Origin of the sequence: Streptomyces enissocaesilis (genome assembly GCF_039533765.1) — a bacterium.
Classification (GTDB): domain Bacteria; phylum Actinomycetota; class Actinomycetes; order Streptomycetales; family Streptomycetaceae; genus Streptomyces; species Streptomyces enissocaesilis.
On the sequence record NZ_BAAAUD010000038.1, the window covers coordinates 15,877 to 36,705 of the forward strand.

Sequence of the window (20,829 nt, forward strand, 5' to 3'; positions counted from 1 at the left end):
CGGGAGCGTGTGTGCGGGGCATATGCGGGTACGCCCCGCACACTCCGTGCGAATCGCGGACCGCGGACCGCGACCCGCGGATCAGGAGGCTCAGGCGTACGGGTAGAAACCGGAGCCCGTCTTGCGCCCCAGCCTGCCCGCGTCCACCATGCGCTGGAGCAGCGGGGGAGCGGCGTACAGCGGCTCCTTGTACTCGGCGTACATCGAGTCGGCGACCGAGGCGACCGTGTCGAGGCCGATGAGGTCCGCGAGCTTGAGCGGGCCCATCGGGTGGGCGCAGCCCAGCTCCATGCCGTTGTCGATGTCCTCGCGGCTCGCGATGCCCGACTCGAACATCCGGATCGCAGAGAGCAGGTACGGGATGAGGAGCGCGTTGACCACGAAGCCCGAGCGGTCCTGGGCGCGGATCGGGTGCTTGCCCAGCACGTTCTGCACCACGGCCTCGGAGCGCTTGACCGTCTCTTCGGACGTGGTCAGCGCCGGAATCAGCTCGACGAGCTTCTGGACCGGGGCCGGGTTGAAGAAGTGGATGCCGATGACCTGGTCCGGCCGGGAGGTGGCGACGGCCAGCTTCACCAGCGGGATCGAGGAGGTGTTGGAGGCGAGGATCGCGTCGGGGCGGGTCACCACCTGGTCGAGGACCTGGAAGATCTCGGTCTTGATCGACTCGTTCTCGACGACGGCTTCGATCACGAGGTCGCGGTCGGCGAACTCGCCGAGGTCGGTCGTGAAGCTGAGACGGGCGAGCGTCTCGTCGCGCTCCTCCTCGGTGATCTTGCCGCGCTCGGCGGCCTTCGAGAGGGAGTTGTAGAGCCGGGTGCGGCCGATCTCCAGGGCCTCGCCCGTGGTCTCGGCGACCTTCACCTCGAGGCCGCTGCGGGCACACACCTCGGCGATGCCTGCGCCCATCTGGCCGCAGCCCACTACTCCGACGCGCTGCACATCCGCCATGGAGTCCGTCACATCGTGCCTTTCGCTGATCAACAGTTCGGCAGGCCCCCGGCCGTTGCCGGTGCCCGCCTCGGCCCCGACGTTACTCCCGACCCACGTGTACGTGACGGGCCGGGGCGGGCATGCTCTGCGGACACGACAGGACGTACGCACGTCACCACGGAACAGGGGTCGACATATGGGTCAGATCGGTCGAAGAGGGCTGCTGGCGGGAGCGGCCGGGGCGCTGTCCGCGCTGGCGGTCTCCGGGGGCGCCGCCGCGGCCGGCCGGCGGCGCCGTCGCGCCCCGGAACGCGAGGTGCGGGGGATGTGGCTGGCGAGTGTCGCCAACCGCGACTGGCCGTCCAAGGCGGGCCTGACCGCCGACCAGCAGAAGGCGGAGCTCCTGGCCCATCTGGACACGGCGGTGCGGCGCAGGCTGAACACGGTGGTGTTCCAGGTGCGGCCGACCGCCGACGCGCTGTGGCCCTCGCCGCACGAGCCGTGGTCCCAGTACCTCACCGGCGTACAGGGCAAGGACCCGGGCTGGGACCCGCTGGGGACCGCGGTGGAGGAGGCGCACCGGCGGGACCTCGAACTGCACGCCTGGTTCAACCCGTACCGGGTGGCGAACCACACGGACCCGTCCCGGCTGGTGGCGGCGCATCCGGCGCGCGTGCACCCGGAGTGGGTGCTGCCGTACGGCGGGAAGCTCTACTACAACCCGGGGCTGCCGGAGGTCAGGAGCTTCGTGCAGGACGCGATGATGGACGCGGTGGAGCGGTACGACGTCGACGCCGTGCACTGGGACGACTACTTCTACCCGTACCCGGTGGCGGGGCAGGAGTTCGCCGACGACGAGGCGTTCGCGCGCCACGGCGCCGGATTCCCGGACCGGGCCGCCTGGCGGCGCGACAACACCGACCGGCTGGTGCGGGAGATGTCCGACCGGATCAAGGCGGTCACGAAGAAGGACGGCAGGAAGGTCCGGTTCGGGATCAGCCCCTTCGGGGTGTGGCGCAACGCCGCCACCGACCCGCTGGGCTCGCCGACGCGGGCGGGCGTGCAGACGTACGACGATCTGCACGCCGACACCCGCAAGTGGGTGAAGGAGGGCTGGATCGACCACATCGTGCCCCAGCTCTACTGGAACATCGGCTTCGAGGCCGCCGACTACGCCAAGCTGCTGCCCTGGTGGGCGGAGACCGTGCGCGGCACGGGCGTCGATCTGTACGCCGGCGAGGCGCTCTACAAGGCGGGGGACCCGGCCCAGCCCGCCGCCTGGCAGGACCCGGCCGAACTCTCCCGCCACCTGACCCTCGCCAAGGACTTCGCCGAGGTGCGCGGCCACGTCTTCTTCTCGGCGAAGGAGGTCGCGGCCGACCGTATCGGGGCGATGGACCGGGTGGTGGCGGACCACTACCCGGCCCGGGTGCGGACGCCCCGCTGACGGCCTCGCCCGTACCGGGGTGTACCGGCTCGGCTTCTCAGGGGCTGGGCTGGGCTGGGCTGGGGTTGGGATGGGAACTGGGGCTGTTCGGGGCTGCTTCGCGCTATGCCGCCGGGTCCGTGTCCGTGTGTCGTACGACGGAGTCCGGGCCCGGCGACATCAGCGCCTCGTGCCCGTCGTCGAAGCGGACGCGGTACGGGGGTGTGCCTTCGGATCCCAGGACCTCGACGATCTCGGCGACCCGGTCCTCGTGCCCGACGGTCCTGCCGTGCATCAGCAGCCGGTCGCCCACGCTTGCTTGCATCGGGAGTGACCTCCTTGAGGCTGGTGTCGTGTACGGCCAGTCTACGGCCGGGGGCGGCGGTCGACCCGTTCTCGCGCTCTCGTCCGGGCCCGTCCGAGGCCCGCTTCAGGCCCGCGCGCGCTGGGTGACCGCGATGCAGACGAGCACGCCGGCGGCCGCGAGCGGGGCCGCGGGGGAGAGGTGCTCACCGAGCAGGACGACCGACCAGACCAGGGTCAGCAGGGGCTGGGCGAGCTGGAGCTGACTGGCCTTGGACACGCCGATCTCGGCCATGCCGCGGTACCAGACGACCAGGCCCAGGAACTGCGAGCCGACCGCGACCCAGAGGAGCCCCGCGACACTGTGCGCCGTGAGGTGCACCGGCTCGAAGGCGAGCGCCACGGCGGCCGTCGGCACGGTGAGCGGGAGGCAGAGGACCAGGGCCCAGCCGATGACCTGCCAGCCGGGCATCACGCGCGCGAGCCTGCCGCCCTCGGTGTAGCCCGCGGCGCAGACCAGCAGCGCGCCGAAGAGGTACAGGTCGCCGGTGGACAGGGCGCCGCCGCTCTGCTGCACCGTGAAGGCGATCACCACGGCGGCGCCGGCGAGGGCCGCGAGCCAGAACGCCCGGGAGGGGCGGGCCCCGGTGCGCAGCGCCGAGAGGGCGGCGGTGGTCAGCGGCAGGAGGCCGACCACCACGGCGGCGTGCGAGGTGGTGGAGGTCCGGAGGGCGAGCGTGGTGAGCATCGGGAAGCCGAGGACCACGCCACCGCCGACCACGGCGAGCCCCGCCCAGTGGGCGCGGGCCGGTACGGGTATCCGCAGGGCGAGCAGCACGGCGCCCGCGACGAGCGCCGCGAGGACGCTGCGTACGGCGACGAGCGACCAGGGGCCGAAGCCTTCGAGGCCCCAGGCGGTGGCCGGGAACGTGAGCGAGAAGGCGATGACACCGAGCGCGGCCAGGAGCGTTCCGCTGCGGACGGTGCAGGCCCCGGCCGCCGGGCCGGACCCCTGTGCCACGTTCGGGCCGCTGCCGCTGCCGCTGCTGACTGCTACTGCCGTATCGCGAGTAGCGCTATTATGTACTGTCATGCATGAGCGTAGCAGCGTCGCCGAACTGGCTGAATCCCTCAAAAGGGATCTCGACCGCTACTCTCCCGGTGGAAAGCTGCCGTCGAGCCGGGTACTGGTGGAGCGCTACCGGGTGAGCCCGGTGACGGTATCCCGGGCCCTCGCCCGGCTCGCCGCCGAGGGCCTGGTCGTCACCCGGCCCGGCGCGGGCGCCTTCCGGACGCGGCCCCGTACGGACACGGCGGCGCCGGGCGACACCTCCTGGCAGGAGGTCGCGCTCAGCGCGGACGGAGCCACCGAACTCGTGCCGCGCTCGGTCGACGCCTCCGGTGTCCTGGTCACCCTCGCCGCCCCGCCGCCCGGCGTCATCGAGTTCAACAGCGGCTACCTCCACGCCTCCCTCCAGCCCGAGCGGGCCATGGCGGCCGCCCTCGCGCGGGCCGGGCGGCGCCCCGGTGCCTGGGGGCGGCCGCCCACCGACGGCATCCCCGAACTGCGCGAATGGTTCGCCCGGGGGATCGGCGGCGCCATCACCGCCGCCGAGGTCCTCGTCGCGGCCGGCGGCCAGAGCGCGCTGACGACGGCCCTGCGCGCCCTGGCCCCGCCCGGCGCGCCGGTACTGGTCGAGTCGCCGACGTACCCCGGCATGCTGGCGATCGCCCGCGCGGCGGGACTGCGGCCGGTACCGGTACCGGTCGACTCGGACGGGGTGCGCCCCGAACTCCTCGCCGCGGCCTTCAGGGCCACCGGCGCCCGCGTCTTCGTCTGCCAGCCGCTCTTCCAGAACCCGACCGGCGCGGTGCTCTCGGCCGTGCGCCGGCCCGAGGTGCTGCGGATCGCCCGCGAGGCCGGGGCCTTCGTCGTCGAGGACGACTTCGTACGGCGCCTCGTGCACGACGACGCGGGGCCGCTGCCCCGGCCGCTCGCCACCGACGACCGCGACGGCGTCGTGGTGCACGTCGGCTCGCTCACCAAGGCGACCTCGCCCAGCTTCCGGGTGTGCGCGCTGGTGGCGCGCGGTCCGGTGCTGGAGCGACTGCGCGCCATCCAGGTCGTCGAGAGCTTCTTCGTGCCCCGGCCCCTCCAGGAGGCCGCCGTGGAACTCGTCGGCTCCCCGGCCTGGCCGCGCCATCTGCGTACCGTGGCGGCCGAGTTGAGGGGCCGCCGCGACACCATGGCCGCCGCCCTGCGGCTCGGCCTTCCCGAACTCGCCCTGCCGCACATCCCGGCGGGCGGCTACCACCTGTGGCTGCGCCTGCCCGACGGCGCGGACGAGAGCGCCGTGGTCTCGGCGGCGCTCCGGGCGGGCGTCGCCATCGCGCCCGGCCGCCCGTACTTCAGCGCGGAGCCGTCCGCGGGGCACGTCCGGCTGAGCTTCGCGGGGGTGGCGGGGCCGGCCGAGATCACCGAGGGCGTACGGCGGCTGCGGGGCGCGTGCGAGGGGCTGCTGGGCGGCGGGTAGGCCCGACGGGGACCTGCGGCGCCGCCGCGCCCGCTGCTACCGCTTCACCGCCCGCAGGACCACGAACTTCGGGTCGCTCGCGACCAGTTCGCTGCTGCCGAAGATCCGGCGCAGCGCCACGTGGTAGCCGAGGTGCCGGTTGCCGACGACCCACAGTTCGCCGCCGGGACGCAGCGCGTCGCGCGCACCGGCGAACATGCGCCGGGCCGTCGCGTCCGTCGTCGCCTGGTGGCTGTGGAACGGCGGATTGTTCAGTACGAGATCCACCGTCCCCTCGGGTGCGCCCGACAGGCCGTCGCCCACCAGGAACTCCGCCTTGCTGTCCGCCCCGGCGTTCGCCCGGAACGTGGCCTGTGCCGACGCCACCGCCTGGAACGACTCGTCGACGAACAGCACCTCGGCCTCCGGATTGGCCAGCGCGGCCGCCGTACCCACCACACCGTTGCCGCAGCCCAGGTCCACGACGCGCTCGGGGCCGCGGCGCTCGGGAAGGTGGCGCAGGAAGAACCTCGTGCCGATGTCGAGACGCTCGGCGCAGAAGATGCCCGCGTGGTTGGTGACGGTGAGACCGGACACCACCCCGACGTCGGAGGGCAGCGCGTAGCTGTACGGCCACGGGTCGTTGCCCCGGGCGAGGCCGGGGTCCGGCGTGCAGAGGATGAGGCGCGCCTTCCGCACCGCCAGCGACGTCCGCGTCGTACCGAGGATCCGCTCGAAGAGCCTGAGCGTCGAGGTGTGGATCTCCTTGACCATTCCCGTGCCGACGACGACGGTGCCCGCGTGGACGTGCGGGGCGAGCCGGTGCAGCTGGTCCTCCAGGAGCGCGAGGCTCTTGGGGACGCGGATCAGCAGTACGTCGATGCGCTCCGGCGGGGGCTCCTGGGTGGAGAGGAGCCGTACCGCCGACGCGTCGGCCCCGTTGCGCTCCAGGTTCACCCGCGTCGCCTGCTGGGTGAGGAACGAGTCGGTGATCTGCACGGGGCGGCAGCCGGAGAGGGCGGTGGTGAGGGCGCCCCAGCGGTCGCCCACCACGACGACGGTGCCGGACAGGTCCGGGGGAGGAGCGTCGCCGGTTCCCCCGAGATGCCGCAGCAGGTACTCGTCGGCCGCGTCCCAGGCGCGGAGCCTGTCGCGGGGGTCCTCGGGGAAGCGGACGAGGTCGTACTCGCCCAGTGACGTCGTCAGATGGTTCATTGTGCCCTCAGGCTAACGGAGCCCCGCTCCTCCCCCTTCCGTCCGGCCCCGGCTCACACCCGCTGGGCCGGGGGCCTGGCGATCACGTGGAAGACGGTGCCGAAGGGATCGGTGATCTCCGCCGTCCGGCCGTAGGGAGAGTCCGAGGGGGTGCCGGCCGCGCCTCCGGCCGCGACGGCGCGCTCCGCCACCGCGTCGGTGTCCGCGACCTCGAAGGTGGTCTGCCAGACGGAGGCGGCGGCGGCCGGGTCGCCGAAGATCCCACCGATCTCGTGGCCGTCGGGCCGGCGCAGGAAGGTGAAGTCGAAGCCGGGGAGATCCTGGTTGCCGTCCAGGGTGAAGTCGAAGAGGGCCGTGTAGAAGTCCCGCGCGGGGCCCGGCTCGGGCGTACTCAGGTCGTTGCGGACCAGGGAGCCCGGTTCGTTCACGATCCGGCAGCCGGGGTGCGTACCGCCCTGCCAGAGTCCGAACCGGGCGCCGACGGAGTCCGAAGCGAGGGCCGTCCGCCCCCGGTCTCCGACGTCCAGCGGGCCCTGCGTCAGGGTGCCGCCCGCGTCGACGACACGCTGGGCGGTGGCGTCGCAGTCCCGCGTGGCGAAGTACATGCGCCAGAAGCCGGGGGCGGGGTCGGGCACGGAGACGGGCCGGAACGCGGCGACCGCCAGGCCGCGCAGCAGACACGTGGTGGAGCCGCCGGGCGCCGCGGTGGCGGCGGTGGTGTCGAAGGTCCAGCCGAACAGCGCGCCGTAGAACTCCTGCGCGCGGTCGAGGTCGGGAACATCGAGGTCGATCCAGGTGGGGGTGGAATCCGGCTGGTTGCTGTCGACGGGACTCATCCGCTGCTCCTGTGCCGTTTGGGGGCTGGTGCGCCGAGGCTAGGCCGGATATAGGACAGAGTATGGCCTATTTCTTCCGGCTCTTCCGGCTCTCCCCGGTCGCGGGCACCGAGTGGTGAAGAGCCGCGCCAGGTGCGCCTTGACGGTAACCACGCCGATGCGCAGGCCGACGGCGATGATCGGGCGGCGGGTGACCACTCGGGCCGCGGAGCCGCGGAGTCCGAGTACGGAGGCGGACACCCGCCGGCCGCTTCCCCGGCTCGATGAAGGCCCCGCCCGGAGCCCGGTCCGGCCCCGCCCGGCCCGGGGCCGGAATCATCGCCATGCGGAGGAGGGAGAAGCATGACGAGCGCCCGCCGGCCGAACGGATCACAGTGCCGCCGAGGAAGAAGATGCCGCAAGCCGATGACTTCGGCCACGAGGCCGTTCGAAAGCTGGGGAACCCGGTGCCGACGCCGTCACCGGCGCCGAACGACGGTGACAAGCTGCCGGAGCTGCGGCCGGAGCCGTTCGGGCGGGACTGCCGGCTGCTGTCCGACGAGGCGGTCACGGTGACGTGTCGGGGCCACTGGGACGGCCGTCCCTTCGAGACGGTCCACGAGCCGGACGATCGGTACGACGTCGGGCGCGGGGCGCCGTTTCCCGGCGCGGGCGCAACCGGGCGCCCGCGCCGGCCCGTTTCGCCAAGTGCGACGCCCGGTCGCCGGCCTCGTCCTGGCAGCGCAGGGCTGAGACGCCGCTGCCGAATCTACTGCGCGCGCATCAACAGACGGCCCCGGCGATACCGCTCCCCCTCGTGGGGCTCGCGCAGCATCCGGCCGACTTCGACGAATCCGGCCTCACGGGCCAGCCCCGCGAGGTCGTCGATCGGCCATCGGTAGGCCGTCGCCACCCTGTGGTCGAAGGCCGCCACCGGCCCGCCCTCGGATTCGAAGAAGCCGAGCAGGAGAATGCCGCCCGGGGCCAGAACCCGGCGGAACTCGGCGAAGTACGACGGTATTTCCCGCGGCGGGACATGGATGACCGAATACCAGGACACGACGCCGCCCAGCTTGCCGTCGGCCAGGTCCAGGGCGTCCATCGAACCGACCTCGAACCGCAGGTCCGGGTGTGCCTCGCGGGCAAGGCCGATCATCACCGGCGACAGGTCGACGCCGAAGACGTCCAGCCCGAGGTCCCGCAGGTGCGCCGTCACATACCCGGGGCCGCATCCCAGTTCGGCGACGGGCCCGGCGTCAGCGGCCCGCGCGAGATCGGCGAACGCGGCGAGAACCGCGCGATCCAGCGGAAGACGGCCGAGCGCATCGCGGGCGAGATCGGCGTAGAGGTCGGCGACGGCGCCGTAGGCGTCCGCTGTCGCGCGGAGGTGCGAGGGGAGTGCGGTCACGGGGGACGACACTAGAGCTTGCGCGATCGGAGGGTCCAGCGAATGACCTGCCGGACGCCGGGACCGGCTCTTCGTGGAGGCCGGTCCCGGCAGGTTCGCGGTCCTGGAGCACCGGGCTCGTCGACCGCCTCTCCCGCGACACCGCTGAAGCGCCTGCGCGCGGACGGCTGACCCAGGGGCCGGCGGCCGTTCCGGGGGCGACGGCGTCACGTGCCCTCGTGGAGCTGTCGCACGACGAGGACAGTGCCGTCGTCCTGACCGCGGCGTACCTTCTCCAGCCGCGCGACGCACGGTGACGGATCTCTCCGGATGCCGCGTATACGGCCTGCCGGGGCCGGAGCGGTCCCGGACATCACCCCGTCGAAGGGGACACCGGACCTCCTGGCCCGGTGTCCGCGGCCCCATCCCGCCATCGTGGCGGACGTCGTCGTCCCCGGCACGCCTCAACCGAGCCGCTCGGTGCCACCCGACGGGGGGAGACGGAAAGTCTTTGCATAAAACTGCGTAACTGCGTATAGTCATGCCATCGACGAGGAGGGCTCGATGGCGGTACGTGCAGCAGTGGCAGGGGCGAGTGGATACGCGGGCGGGGAACTGCTCCGCCTGCTCCTCGCCCATCCCGGAGTGGAGATCGGCGCCCTGACCGGCCATTCCAACGCGGGACAGCGACTCGGTTCGCTCCAGCCGCACCTGCTGCCGTTGGCCGGCCGCGTGCTGGAGCACACCACCCCGGACGTGCTCGCCGGACACGACGTCGTCTTCCTGGCGCTCCCGCACGGCCAGTCCGCCGCCGTCGCAGAGCAGCTCGGTGACGACGTGCTCGTGGTCGACATGGGCGCCGACTTCCGGCTCCGGGACGCCGCCGACTGGGAGGCGTTCTACGGATCGCCGCACGCCGGGACCTGGCCGTACGGCCTCCCCGAGCTCCCCGGCGCCCGCGCCGCGCTCGCCGGCTCCAAGCGCGTCGCCGTCCCCGGCTGCTACCCGACCGCCGTCTCGCTCGCACTCTTCCCGGCGTACGCCGCCCAGCTCGCCGAGTCCGACGCCGTGGTCGTCGCCGCCACCGGCACCTCCGGCGCGGGCAAGGCGCTCAAGCCGCATCTGCTCGGCAGCGAGGTGATGGGCTCCATGACGCCGTACGGTGTCGGCGGCGGCCACCGCCACACCCCCGAGATGATCCAGAACCTCAGCGCCGCCGCCGGAGAGCGGGTCACCGTCTCCTTCACGCCGACGCTCGCGCCCATGTCCCGCGGCATCCTCGCCACGTGCAGCGCGAGGGCGAAGCCCGGGGCGAGCGCCGAGAGCGTACGGGCGGCGTACGAGAAGGCGTACGCCGACGAGCCGTTCGTGCACCTCCTCCCCGAGGGGCAGTGGCCCGCGACCGCCTCCGTGTACGGCTCCAACGCCGTCCAGATCCAGGTCGCGTACGACGGGGCCGCCGGCCGCGTCATCGCGATCAGCGCCATCGACAACCTCACCAAGGGCACCGCCGGCGGCGCGGTGCAGAGCATGAACATCGCCCTCGGCCTCCCCGAGGACACCGGTCTTTCCACGACAGGAGTGGCACCGTGAGCGTCACGGCAGCAAAGGGATTCACCGCGGCGGGCATCGCCGCGGGGATCAAGGGCAGCGGCAACCCCGATCTGGCCCTCGTGGTCAACAACGGGCCCCGCCTCGCCGCCGCGGGCGTCTTCACCTCCAACCGCGTGAAGGCCGCGCCGGTCCTGTGGTCCGAGCAGGTCGTCAAGGGCGGCAGGATCTCCGCCGTCGTCCTCAACTCCGGCGGTGCCAACGCCTGTACGGGCCCCAAGGGCTTCCAGGACGCCCACGCCACCGCCGAGAAGGCCGCCGAGGTCCTGAACAAGGGGGGCCTGGAGAGCCACAGCGCCGGTGAGGTCGCCGTCGCCTCCACCGGCCTCATCGGCATCACCCTCCCCATGGACAAGCTCCTGCCCGGCATCGAGAAGGCCGCCGCCGAGCTCTCCGCGCACGGCGGCGAGAAGGCCGCCATCGCCATCAAGACCACCGACACCGTCCACAAGACGGCCGTCGCGGGCGGCGAGGGCTGGACCGTCGGCGGCATGGCCAAGGGCGCGGGCATGCTCGCACCCGGCCTCGCCACCATGCTGGTCGTGCTCACCACCGACGCCGACGTCGAAGCGGACGTCCTCGACCGGGCGCTGCGCGACGCCACCCGCCGGACCTTCGACCGCGTCGACTCCGACGGCTGCATGTCGACGAACGACACGGTGCTGCTGCTGGCCTCCGGCGCGTCCGAAGCGACGCCGGAGTACGACGAGTTCGCCACCGCCGTACGCACCGTCTGCGACGATCTCGCCCGCCAGCTCGTCGGCGACGCGGAGGGGGCCAGCAAGGACATCCGGATCGAGGTCGTGAACGCCGCGTCCGAGGACGACGCCGTGGAGGTGGGCCGCTCGATCGCCCGCAACAACCTCCTCAAGTGCGCCCTCCACGGCGAGGACCCCAACTGGGGCCGCGTCCTGTCCGCCATCGGCACCACGCGCGCCGCCTTCGACCCCGACCGGCTCAACGTCGCCATCAACGACGTCTGGGTCTGCAGGAACGGCTCGGTCGGCGACGATCGCGACCTCGTCGACATGCGCTACCGCGAGGTCAGGATCACCGCGGACCTGGCGGCGGGCACCGAGTCGGCGGTCATCTGGACCAACGACCTCACCGCCGACTACGTCCACGAGAACAGCGCGTACAGCTCATGAGCACCCGCAAGCACACCGCCCTGCCCAAGGCCCAGATCCTCGTCGAGGCGCTGCCCTGGCTCACCCGCCACCACGGCCGGACCGTCGTCATCAAGTTCGGCGGCAACGCCATGATCGACGAGGACCTGAAGGCCGCCTTCGCCCAGGACGTCGTCTTCCTGCGGCACGCCGGCCTCAAGCCGGTCGTCGTGCACGGCGGCGGCCCGCAGATCAGCGCGCAGCTCGACCGGCACGGCCTGGTGAGCGAGTTCAAGGCCGGACTGCGGGTCACCACCCCCGAGGCCATGGACGTCGTACGCATGGTCCTGGCCGGCCAGGTGCAGCGCGAGCTCGTCGGGCTGCTCAACCAGCACGGCCCGCTCGCCGTCGGCATGACCGGCGAGGACGCCCACACCATCACCGCCACCCAGCACTTCCCGCAGATCGACGGCGAGTCCGTCGACATCGGGCGGGTCGGCGAGATCACCGCCATCGACACCGGCGCCATCCAGGCCCTGCTCGACGACGGCCGCATCCCGGTGGTCTCGTCCATCGCCCGCAGCGCCGACGACCACCACGTGTTCAACGTCAACGCCGACACCGCCGCGGCCGCGCTCGCCGCCGCGCTGGGCGCCGAGACGCTGATGGTCCTCACCGACGTCGAGGGCCTCTACGAGGACTGGCCGAACAGCGACGAAGTGATCAGCCGGCTCACCGCCAAGGAGCTGGAGAAGCTGCTGCCCGAGCTCTCCAGCGGCATGGTCCCCAAGATGCAGGGGTGCCTGCACGCCGTACGCAACGGGGTCAACACCGCCCGCGTGATCGACGGCCGCGTGCAGCACTCGATCCTGCTGGAGATCTTCACCGACGAGGGCATCGGCACGATGGTCGTGCCCGACGAGCACGAAGGGGGAGCCAAGTGACGGCGAACCAGGAGCTGACGCAGCGCTGGCAGGGCGTCATGGCGGACAACTACGGCACGCCCAAGCTGTCGCTCGTCCGCGGCCGGGGTGCGAAGGTCTGGGACGCCGACGGCAAGGAGTACACCGACTTCGTCGGAGGCATCGCCGTGAACGCCCTCGGCCACGCCCACCCCGCGATCGTCGAGGCCGTCTCCCGCCAGATCGCCTCCCTCGGCCACGTCTCGAACCTGTACGTCGCCGAGGCGCCCGTGGCCCTCGCCGAGCGGCTGATCCAGATCTCCGGCCGCCCCGGCCGCGTGTTCTTCTCCAATTCCGGTGCCGAGGCCAACGAAGCCGCATTCAAGATCGGGCGCCTCACCGGCCGTACGCACATGGTCGCCACCGAGGGCGGCTTCCACGGCCGCACCATGGGCGCCCTCGCGCTCACCGGCCAGTCCGGCAAGCGCACCCCCTTCCTGCCGCTCCCCGGCGACGTGACGCACGTACCGTTCGGAGACGTCGAGGCGCTGCGCGCCGCCGTCACCACCGACACCGCGCTGCTGATCATCGAGCCGATCCAGGGCGAGCTCGGTGTCGTCGTCCCGCCCGAGGGCTACCTGCGGGCCGCCCGCGAGATCACCCGCGCCACCGGCACCCTGCTCGTCCTCGACGAGGTCCAGACGGGCGTCGGGCGCACGGGCCGCTGGTTCGAGTACCAGGGCCACGACGCCGTCGAGCCCGACATCGTCACCCTCGCCAAGGGACTCGGCGGCGGACTCCCGATCGGCGCGACGCTCGCCTTCGGCGACGCGGCGGACCTCCTCAGGCCCGGCCAGCACGGCACGACCTTCGGCGGGAACCCCGTCGCGTGCGCCGCCGGACTCGCCGTACTCGACACCATCGCGGCCGACGGGCTCCTCGACCGCGTCAAGCGGACGGGGGAGAAGCTGCGCGGCGGAATCGAGTCGCTCGGACACCCCCTCGTCTCCCACGTCCGTGGCGCCGGCCTGCTCCTGGGTATCGTGCTCACCGAGCCGCTCGCTCCCCAGGTGCAGCAGGCGGCTCAGGACGCCGGACTCCTGGTGAACGCGCCCGCCCCCGATGTCGTACGGCTCATGCCGGCGTACCTCGTCGGAGACGACGAGGTGGAAACGTTCCTCCAGGCACTGCCCGGCGTTCTCGACACCGCACACGGGGACCGACGATCCGGAGAATGACACCGATGACCGAGGCGCAGGCGCAGGACAACGAGCACGGCGGCCAGGCCGTACCGCAGACCCGCACCGCCAGGCACCGCCGGATCGTGGACATCCTGAACCGGCAGCCGGTGCGGTCGCAGAGCCAGCTGGCGAAGCTCCTCGCCGACGACGGGCTGAGCGTCACCCAGGCGACGCTCTCCCGCGACCTGGACGAGCTGGGCGCGGTGAAGATCCGCAACACCGGCGGCGAGCTGATCTACGCCGTGCCGAGCGAGGGCGGCTTCCGCACCCCGCACGCGCCGCTCGGCGAGTCCGCCAAGGAGGAGCGCATGCGGCGCCTCTCCGGCGAGCTGCTGATCTCCGCCGAGGCCTCGGCCAACCTCGTCGTCCTGCGTACGCCGCCGGGCGCCGCCCAGTTCCTGGCCTCGGCCATCGACCAGGCCGAGCTGAACGCGATCCTCGGCACCATCGCGGGCGACGACACGCTGCTCCTGATCAGCCGCGACCCGGCGGGCGGCCAGGCGCTGGCCGACCACCTGCTGCGCCTGGCCCAGAACGACCGTTAGCCGGGCCGGGTGCCCGGTCCGCGCGGGCAGCGGCGGCGGCGCGGGCAGCCGTCCGGGCTCACGCCGCCGTACCCCTTCTTCCCGTTCTTCCCGCGTCATGTGCTCCGACCGACCGCCCGGGGCGGGTGTTCCACCTGGCGGGACGTGGAACGCGGAACGGCCTAGGACTTGGCCGCCAGCGGCCTGCTGTGTTCACGGACCTGGTCCGGGGTGAGGTACACCGAGGTGTTCTCGAAGTCCTGGAGGGTGCCCGCCCGCCGGGACTGGAAGTCCGTACGGACGAAGTCGTCGCCCGCCACGGCGTTGAGCGTCCAGTTGGTCATGACCCGGGTCCGGGCGGTCATGGTGGGCAGGGCCAGCAGGTGGTAGCCGCGGGCCACCGCCTGGGCGGGGAGACCGTGCAGCTCCACGCCCAGGGGCTTGGAGACCGCGTCCCGGCCGCCGAGGTCCACGACCAGGCCGAGGTCCTGGTGGATGTACGGCTTCAGCGGCATGCCGCGCAGCCGGGCGACGATGTTCGCGGCCAGGGCCTTGCCCTGGCGCTGGGCGTGCTGGGCGGTCGGCGGGCACATCGCGTCACCGCCCTTCGCGAGGTCGGGGACCGCCGCCGCGTCGCCCGCCGCGAACAGGCCGTCGAAGCCGGGGACGGTCAGCTGGGGCGTGGCGACGAGACGGCCGCGTACCGTCTCCGCTCCCAGCGTGGCCACCAGGGGGCTCGCGGCGACTCCGGCGGTCCAGATCAGGGTGTGCGACGGCAGCGTACGGCCGTCGGTGAGCTTGACGCAGGTCGCGTCGACGGAGGCGACCGAGGTGCCGAGGGAGAACTCGATGCCCCGGTAGCGCAGCATCGCCATGGCCTTCTCGCCCAGCTTCTCGCCGAGCTCCGGCAGCAGCCGCGGGGCCACGTCCACCAGGTGCCACTTGATCTGCGCGCGGTCCAGGCGCGGGTAGCGCTTGACGGCGGCGGAGGTGAGACGCTGCAGGCAGGCGGCGGTCTCGGTGCCGGCGTAGCCCCCGCCGACCACCACGAACTGCAGCCGCGCCGCGCGGTCGGCCTCGTCGGAGGTGGCGGCGGCGATGTCGAGCTGGGCGATGACGTGGTCGCGCAGCCACGCCGCCTCGGCGAGGGACTTCATGCCGCGCGCGTGCTCTTTCAGGCCCGGGATGTCGAAGGTCCGGGTGGTGGATCCGGCGGCGAGGACGAGCTGGTCGTACGGTTCGGCGATCACCTCGCCCGTGACCTTCCTGATCACGCACACCTTGGCCCTGGCGTCGATGCCGATGGCGCCGCCGGGGCAGATGCGGGTGCGGCGCAGCCGGCGGCGCAGCGACACGGCGACGGACTGCGGGGTGAGGACCCCGGCCGCCACGTGTGGCAGCAGCGGCAGGTAGAGCTGGTAGTCCGACGGTGACACGAGCACCAGTTCGGCCTCGCCGGGAGACAGTTTCCGTTCCAGCCGCTGCAGGCACTCGACCCCGGCGAAACCCGCGCCGACCACGAGGATCTTCGGTCGCGTCATAGGTGTCCACTGCTCCTTACGGCTGCCGACGGCTGTTCCTTCCTCCACCTTCGGCGTTCGAAGCGGCGGCCGCCCGCCGACGAGGTGCATTCGGGGGGCGGAACTCCGGCACGCGCCCGGACCGGGATCCGGGTCACCGGCGCCGGGCGGCGCGGGCCCCGGGCCCCTCCACCTGCCGGCCCCGGCGTCCGGCAGATCCTCCCGCGGCGTGCCGTGCGCCACCGGGGCGTGTCGCTCGGCGGGGCCGTGCCACCGCACGCCCCGGCTTTGACGAAACATACGGTGGAGTGCATACTTATGCTCACCACCGCATGCATCATAAGGAGAAACCGTGACCGAGCGCGTCGCACTCGCCCACTCGGGCGGTCCGGACACCTCCGTCGCCATCGGCCGGATCGCCGAGGAGACGGGCGCCGAGGTCATCGCCGTCGCTGTGGACGTCGGCCGGGGCGGCGAGGACCTGGACGTCGTCCGCGAGCGCGCGCTCGCCTGCGGTGCGGTGGAAGCCGAAGCCGCGGACGCCGAGGACGAGTTCGCCGAGGAGTCACCGGCGACATCCGGATGACCCCGCACGGCGGCCGCGCCGTCGTCACCGGCCGGAAGGCCGACGAGTCGCTGTACGACTTCGACCTGGCGGCGTACGACTCGGGCGACACGTTCGACCGGTCCGAGGCGCAGGGCTTCATCGAGATCTTCGGCCTGTCGTCGAAGGTCGCCGCGCGGCGTGACCTGGCGCAACCACCACTCGTTCGACAGCCGTCTCCCCGGCCCTCCGCGGCGGGGAGACGGGCGCACATCCCCACCTTCTGAGGAGCAGTAGCTGTGAGCAGCAACAACGGTGACGTCAGGCTCTGGGGCGGCCGCTTCGCCGACGGGCCCGCCGAGGCCCTCGCCAAGCTGTCCGCGTCCGTCCACTTCGACTGGCGTCTGGCGCCGTACGACATCGCCGGCTCCCGCGCCCACGCGCGCGTGCTCCACAAGGCGGGGCTGCTCACCGAGGACGAGCTGGACCGCATGCTGGCCGGTCTCGACCAGCTGGAGGCCGACGTCGCGGACGGCTCCTTCACCGGCACCATCGCCGACGAGGACGTCCACACCGCCCTGGAACGGGGCCTCCTGGAGCGCCTGGGCGCCGACCTCGGCGGCAAGCTGCGCGCCGGCCGGTCCCGCAACGACCAGGTCGCCACGCTCTTCCGGATGTACCTGCGCGACCACGCCCGCGTCATCGGCGGCCTGGTCGCCGAGCTCCAGGACGCGCTCGTCGGCCTCGCCGAGGCGCACCCGGACGTCGCCATGCCGGGCCGTACGCACCTCCAGCACGCCCAGCCCGTCCTCTTCGCCCACCACGTCCTGGCCCACGTCCAGTCCCTGTCCCGGGACGCCGAGCGGCTGCGCCAGTGGGACGAGCGGACGGCCGTGTCGCCGTACGGATCGGGGGCCCTGGCCGGTTCGTCCCTCGGCCTGGACCCCGAGGCGGTCGCCGCCGACCTCGGCTTCGAGCACGGCTCCTCGGCCAACTCCATCGACGGCACGGCGTCGCGCGACTTCGTCGCCGAGTTCGCCTTCATCACCGCGATGATCGGCGTCAACCTCTCCCGGATCGCGGAAGAGATCATCATCTGGAACACGAAGGAGTTCTCCTTCGTCACCCTCCACGACGCCTTCTCCACCGGCTCGTCGATCATGCCGCAGAAGAAGAACCCGGACATCGCCGAGCTCGCGCGCGGCAAGTCCGGCCGCCTCATCGGCAACCTCACCGGCCTGATGGCGACCCTGAAGGCCCTCCCGCTCGCGTACAACCGCGACCTCCAGGAGGACAAGGAGCCGGTCTTCGACTCCTGCGACACCCTCGAGGTCCTGCTGCCCGCCTTCACCGGCATGATGGCCACGCTCACCGTCAACCGCGCGCGCATGGAGGAACTGGCTCCGGCCGGCTTCTCGCTCGCCACCGACATCGCCGAGTGGCTGGTCAGGCAGGGCGTACCGTTCCGGGTCGCGCACGAGGTCGCCGGCGAGTGCGTCAAGGAGTGCGAGCAGCACGGCATCGAGCTCGACGAGCTCACCGACGAGCAGTTCGCCGGGATCTCCCCGCACCTGACCCCCGAGGTGCGTACGGTCCTGAACGTCGCCGGCGCCCTCGCCTCCCGCAACGGCCGCGGCGGCACCGCCCCCTCCGCGGTCGCGGTCCAGCTCGCCGAGGTGAAGGCCGACCTGGCCGCCCAGCACGCCTGGGCCACCGCCAAGAGCTGAGCCGCTCCGGAACGCCACCCGCACGCCCCGCACGAGCGGCGCCCACGAACCGCTGGGCGCCGCTCGCGCGGGGCGTGTCCGTCACCCCCTTGCGAGACACTGATGTCTCATTCGGGGTTATGGTCGTCCCATGACTGTCGATCGCGAGCAGGTGCTCCGCACCGCGGCCGCCCTCCTCTCCCGCAAGGCGACCGCGACCATGGACGAGGTCGCCAAAGCGGCCGGCATCGGCCGGGCCACTCTGCACCGCCACTTCGCCGGGCGGGACGCCCTGGTCAAGGCGCTCGAAGTGCTCGGCATCCGGGAGTTCGAGGCGGCGCTCGACGCCGCCCGGCTCGACGAGGGATCCGCCGAGGAAGGGCTGCGCCGCCTCGTCGCGGAGATCGAGCCCGCCGCCGGTCTGCTCTCCTTCCTCGTCACCGAGAACCAGCTCTTCGAGGGCGCCCACGTCAACGAGGGATGGGGCCGTCTGGACGCGCGGGTCTCCGCGCATTTCCGGCGCGGACAGCAGCAGGGCGAGTTCCGGATCGACCTCACCCCGGCCTGGCTGACCGAAGCCCTGTACGGGCTCATCGGCACCGGCGCGTGGGCCGTCCAGGACGGCCGGGTGGCGGCGAAGGACTTCCAGTACATGATCGTCGAGTTGCTGCTCGGCGGAGCACGTCGGAACGTGGAGCAATGACGAGTAGCGGCCGGCACCAGGTGGCGCGGAGCGCCGTCCACCATCCCGGCCGCTGGCTGGCGCTCGGCGTCCTCGTGCTCGCCGTACTGCTGGTCGCCGTCGACGCGACCGTGCTCGGCCTCGCGACGCCCTTCCTGAGCGAGGACCTCCAGCCCTCCGGCACCCAGCTGCTGTGGATCGGCGACGTCTACTCGTTCGTCATCGCCGGTCTGCTCGTCTCCATGGGCAGCCTCGGCGACCGGATCGGCCGCAAGAAGCTGCTGCTGACCGGCGCGGTCGCGTTCGGCGCGGTCTCCGTGCTCAACGCGTACGCCACCAGCCCCGAGATGATGATCCTGGCCCGCGCGCTGCTCGGCGTGGCCGGTGCGACGCTGATGCCGTCCACGCTCGCGCTGATCCGCAACATCTTCCACGACCCCGAGGAACGCAGCTTCGCCATCGGCGTCTGGGGCGCCGCGGCCTCGGCCGGCGCCGCCGTCGGCCCGGTCGTCGGCGGCTTCCTCCTGGAGAACTTCTGGTGGGGCTCGGTCTTCCTCATCAACGTGCCCGTGATGCTGGTCCTGGTCCTCGTCGGCATCAAACTGCTGCCCGAGTCGAAGGACCCGGCGCCCGGCCCGTGGGACCTGCTCAGCGTCGTCCTCTCGCTCGTCGGCATGGTCTGCGTCGTGTACGCCGTCAAGGAGGCGGCGGCACACGGCTTCCGCTGGGACATCGGGCTCACGGTGGTGGCCGGTGCGGCCGCGCTCTTCTGGTTCGTACGGCGCCAGCTCACGCTTCCCTCGCCGCTGCTGGACATGCGGCTGTTCCACCACCGCGGCTTCTCCGGCGCGGTCCTCGCCGATCTGCTGACCATTCTCGGCCTGTCCGGCCTGGTCTTCTTCCTCTCGCAGTTCCTGCAACTCGTCCAGGAACGCACGCCCCTGGAGGCGGGGCTCATCGAACTGCCCGCCGCGGCGGGCGCGGTGGCGGCCGGTCTGACGGCCGGCTACGTGGCGCGTAGGGCCTCGGTCCGCATCGCGGTGACCGGCGGTCTGACGGCGCTCGGGCTCGGCCTTTTGACCTGCACCATCGCCACGGCGGACACCGGTGTGCCCCTGCTGGTCGCGGCCATGGTCGTCGGCGGCATCGGGGCGGGCCTGGCCTTCACCGTGACGGCGGACGTCATCCTGTCCAGCGTCCCCAAGGAACAGGCCGGAGCCGCCTCGGCCGTCTCCGAGACGGCGTACGAACTGGGCGCGGCGCTCGGCATCGCCCTCCTCGGCTCGATCGTGACCGGGATCTACCGCGGCTTCACCTCGCCGGCGGACACCCCCGCCGAGGTGGCGGACGCGGCGCACGACTCGCTCGGCGGAGCCGTGGAGTCGGCGGCGGCCCTGCCCCCCGAACAGGCCGCCGCGCTGATCTCCGCGGCGCAGGAGGCGTTCACCGACGGCTTCCAGGCGGCGGCGTGGGTGGGCTCCGCGGTGCTGTTCGCGACAGCGGCCGCGGCGTGGTTCATGCTGCGGGGCCAGAAGCTGGCCGAAGGCATCGTCGAGGACCTGCACTGAGGGGCGGCGTACGACGAAGGGGCCGTGCCACCCGTCGGTGGCACGGCCCCTCACCCGTACGCCCGAGCAGCCTCAGGCGGCCTTGGCCTTCGTCGCGTACATGTCCACGTACTCCTGGCCGGACAGCCGCATGACCTCGGCCATCACCGAGTCCGTGACCGCGCGCAGCACATAGCGGTCGCGGTCCATGCCCTCGTAGCGCGAGAACTCCATCGGCTCGCCGAAGCGCACCGTCACCTTGCCGGGGCGCGGCAGGCCCGCGCCGCCCGGCTGGAGCTTGTCCGTGCCGATCATCGCGAACGGCACGACCGGCGCGCCGGTCATCAGCGTGAGGCGGGCGATGCCCGTACGGCCGCGGTAGAGGCGGCCGTCGGGGGAGCGGGTGCCCTCCGGGTAGATCGAGAAGATCTTGCCCTCTTCGAGGACCCGGCGGCCCGTCATCAGCGCCGCGACACCGCCGCGGCCGCCGTCCCGGTCCACCGGGATCATGCCGCAGCTGGTGAAGAACCAGGCCATCAGCCGGCCCTTGAGCCCCTTGCCCGTGACGTACTCGTCCTTGCCGATGTAGTAGACCTGCCGGTCGCAGCAGATCGGCATGATCATCGAGTCGATGAACGTGAGGTGGTTGCCCGCCAGGATGACCGGTCCGGTCCCGGGAATGTTCTGAGCGCCCTCCACCTGCGGGCGGAACATCAGGCGCAGGATCGGTCCGAGCACTGCCTTGATGAGCGCGAGACGGGACAACGGTTCCTCCGGTGTCGTGGCCGGGCGGGCCTGCCTGGCCTGGCCTGATTCTTTTCTGAACGAAATCTGTGCAGGTGAGGACGATACTC

General features: G+C 72.4%; 18 protein-coding genes and 2 pseudogenes. 12 read left to right on the plus strand and 8 right to left on the minus strand.

The features are described from left to right. Positions 1-90: 90 nt before the first annotated feature. Positions 91-951: a 3-hydroxybutyryl-CoA dehydrogenase gene (locus ABD374_RS17935; protein WP_344496376.1), complete on the minus strand. Its 861-nt coding sequence runs from the start codon at positions 949-951 to the stop codon at positions 91-93. Between the two features lie 178 nt (positions 952-1,129). On the opposite strand from ABD374_RS17935, the gene ABD374_RS17940 reads away from it, so the two are divergent. Then, complete coding sequence (locus ABD374_RS17940; protein WP_344496378.1) at positions 1,130-2,380, plus strand: glycoside hydrolase family 10-like protein; 1,251 nt, start codon at positions 1,130-1,132, stop codon at positions 2,378-2,380. 103 nt (positions 2,381-2,483) lie between these two features. Here ABD374_RS17940 and ABD374_RS17945 read toward each other — a convergent pair whose 3' ends face one another. Further along, positions 2,484-2,684 (minus strand): DUF1918 domain-containing protein, encoded by a 201-nt coding sequence (locus ABD374_RS17945; protein WP_344496380.1) that lies wholly within the window; start codon positions 2,682-2,684, stop codon positions 2,484-2,486. A 105-nt stretch (positions 2,685-2,789) separates the two neighbouring features. Next, entirely contained in the window at positions 2,790-3,755 is a 966-nt protein-coding gene (locus ABD374_RS17950) for a DMT family transporter (RefSeq protein WP_344496382.1), read from the minus strand. Here ABD374_RS17950 and ABD374_RS17955 point away from each other — a divergent pair. Beyond that, positions 3,754-5,196, plus strand: coding sequence for an aminotransferase-like domain-containing protein (locus ABD374_RS17955; RefSeq protein WP_344496384.1), 1,443 nt, complete (start codon positions 3,754-3,756; stop codon positions 5,194-5,196). The genes ABD374_RS17950 and ABD374_RS17955 overlap by 2 nt on opposite strands. A gap of 36 nt (positions 5,197-5,232) precedes the next feature. Here the strand turns inward: ABD374_RS17955 and ABD374_RS17960 are convergent, their stop codons facing one another. The 3 genes from ABD374_RS17960 to ABD374_RS17970 form a co-directional block, all read right to left on the minus strand. After that, entirely contained in the window at positions 5,233-6,390 is a 1,158-nt protein-coding gene (locus tag ABD374_RS17960) for a methyltransferase (RefSeq protein WP_344496386.1), read from the minus strand. 53 nt (positions 6,391-6,443) lie between these two features. Next, entirely contained in the window at positions 6,444-7,226 is a 783-nt protein-coding gene (locus ABD374_RS17965) for a VOC family protein (RefSeq protein WP_344496388.1), read from the minus strand. A 748-nt stretch (positions 7,227-7,974) separates the two neighbouring features. Continuing rightward, the gene (locus ABD374_RS17970) at positions 7,975-8,613 is read right to left on the minus strand and encodes a class I SAM-dependent methyltransferase (protein ID WP_344496390.1); all 639 of its coding nucleotides are present in this window, start codon (positions 8,611-8,613) and stop codon (positions 7,975-7,977) included. A gap of 543 nt (positions 8,614-9,156) precedes the next feature. Here ABD374_RS17970 and argC point away from each other — a divergent pair. The 5 genes from argC to ABD374_RS18000 are packed head-to-tail and all read left to right on the plus strand — an operon-like array spanning position 9,157 to position 13,997. Beyond that, the gene (gene argC, locus ABD374_RS17980; protein ID WP_344496392.1) at positions 9,157-10,185 is read left to right on the plus strand and encodes an N-acetyl-gamma-glutamyl-phosphate reductase; all 1,029 of its coding nucleotides are present in this window, start codon (positions 9,157-9,159) and stop codon (positions 10,183-10,185) included. Next, the gene (gene argJ, locus ABD374_RS17985; RefSeq protein ID WP_344496394.1) at positions 10,182-11,351 is read left to right on the plus strand and encodes a bifunctional glutamate N-acetyltransferase/amino-acid acetyltransferase ArgJ; all 1,170 of its coding nucleotides are present in this window, start codon (positions 10,182-10,184) and stop codon (positions 11,349-11,351) included. The genes argC and argJ overlap by 4 nt, the downstream gene beginning before the upstream one ends. Next, a complete protein-coding gene (gene argB / locus ABD374_RS17990; RefSeq protein WP_344496396.1) occupies positions 11,348-12,253 on the plus strand; it encodes an acetylglutamate kinase in 906 nt (301 codons plus the stop codon). Before argJ ends, argB begins: the two co-directional genes overlap by 4 nt. 38 nt (positions 12,254-12,291) lie before the next feature. Then, the gene (locus tag ABD374_RS17995) at positions 12,292-13,449 is read left to right on the plus strand and encodes an acetylornithine transaminase (protein ID WP_344496547.1); all 1,158 of its coding nucleotides are present in this window, start codon (positions 12,292-12,294) and stop codon (positions 13,447-13,449) included. A 5-nt stretch (positions 13,450-13,454) separates the two neighbouring features. After that, complete coding sequence (locus ABD374_RS18000) at positions 13,455-13,997, plus strand: arginine repressor (protein ID WP_069929634.1); 543 nt, start codon at positions 13,455-13,457, stop codon at positions 13,995-13,997. Between the two features lie 161 nt (positions 13,998-14,158). Here the strand turns inward: ABD374_RS18000 and ABD374_RS18005 are convergent, their stop codons facing one another. Then, entirely contained in the window at positions 14,159-15,517 is a 1,359-nt protein-coding gene (locus tag ABD374_RS18005) for an NAD(P)/FAD-dependent oxidoreductase (RefSeq protein WP_344496398.1), read from the minus strand. A 331-nt stretch (positions 15,518-15,848) separates the two neighbouring features. Between ABD374_RS18005 and ABD374_RS18010 the strand changes: the two are divergent. From ABD374_RS18010 to ABD374_RS18030, 5 genes and pseudogenes are all read left to right on the plus strand, one after another. Beyond that, positions 15,849-16,061, plus strand: a pseudogene (locus tag ABD374_RS18010) (argininosuccinate synthase domain-containing protein); the annotation flags it as partial. Further along, positions 16,061-16,252, plus strand: a pseudogene (locus ABD374_RS18015) (argininosuccinate synthase); the annotation flags it as partial. The pseudogenes ABD374_RS18010 and ABD374_RS18015, both read left to right, overlap by 1 nt. An 87-nt stretch (positions 16,253-16,339) precedes the next feature. Beyond that, on the plus strand, positions 16,340-17,767 hold the full coding sequence (argH, locus tag ABD374_RS18020) for an argininosuccinate lyase (RefSeq protein WP_344496402.1): 1,428 nt from the start codon (positions 16,340-16,342) through the stop codon (positions 17,765-17,767). A 130-nt stretch (positions 17,768-17,897) separates the two neighbouring features. Then, on the plus strand, positions 17,898-18,449 hold the full coding sequence (locus ABD374_RS18025) for a TetR/AcrR family transcriptional regulator (RefSeq protein WP_344496404.1): 552 nt from the start codon (positions 17,898-17,900) through the stop codon (positions 18,447-18,449). After that, positions 18,446-19,996: an MFS transporter gene (locus ABD374_RS18030; RefSeq protein ID WP_344496406.1), complete on the plus strand. Its 1,551-nt coding sequence runs from the start codon at positions 18,446-18,448 to the stop codon at positions 19,994-19,996. The genes ABD374_RS18025 and ABD374_RS18030 overlap by 4 nt, the downstream gene beginning before the upstream one ends. A gap of 72 nt (positions 19,997-20,068) precedes the next feature. Here the strand turns inward: ABD374_RS18030 and ABD374_RS18035 are convergent, their stop codons facing one another. Continuing rightward, complete coding sequence (locus ABD374_RS18035; protein WP_069929641.1) at positions 20,069-20,740, minus strand: lysophospholipid acyltransferase family protein; 672 nt, start codon at positions 20,738-20,740, stop codon at positions 20,069-20,071. Between the last annotated feature and the right edge of the window lie 89 nt (positions 20,741-20,829).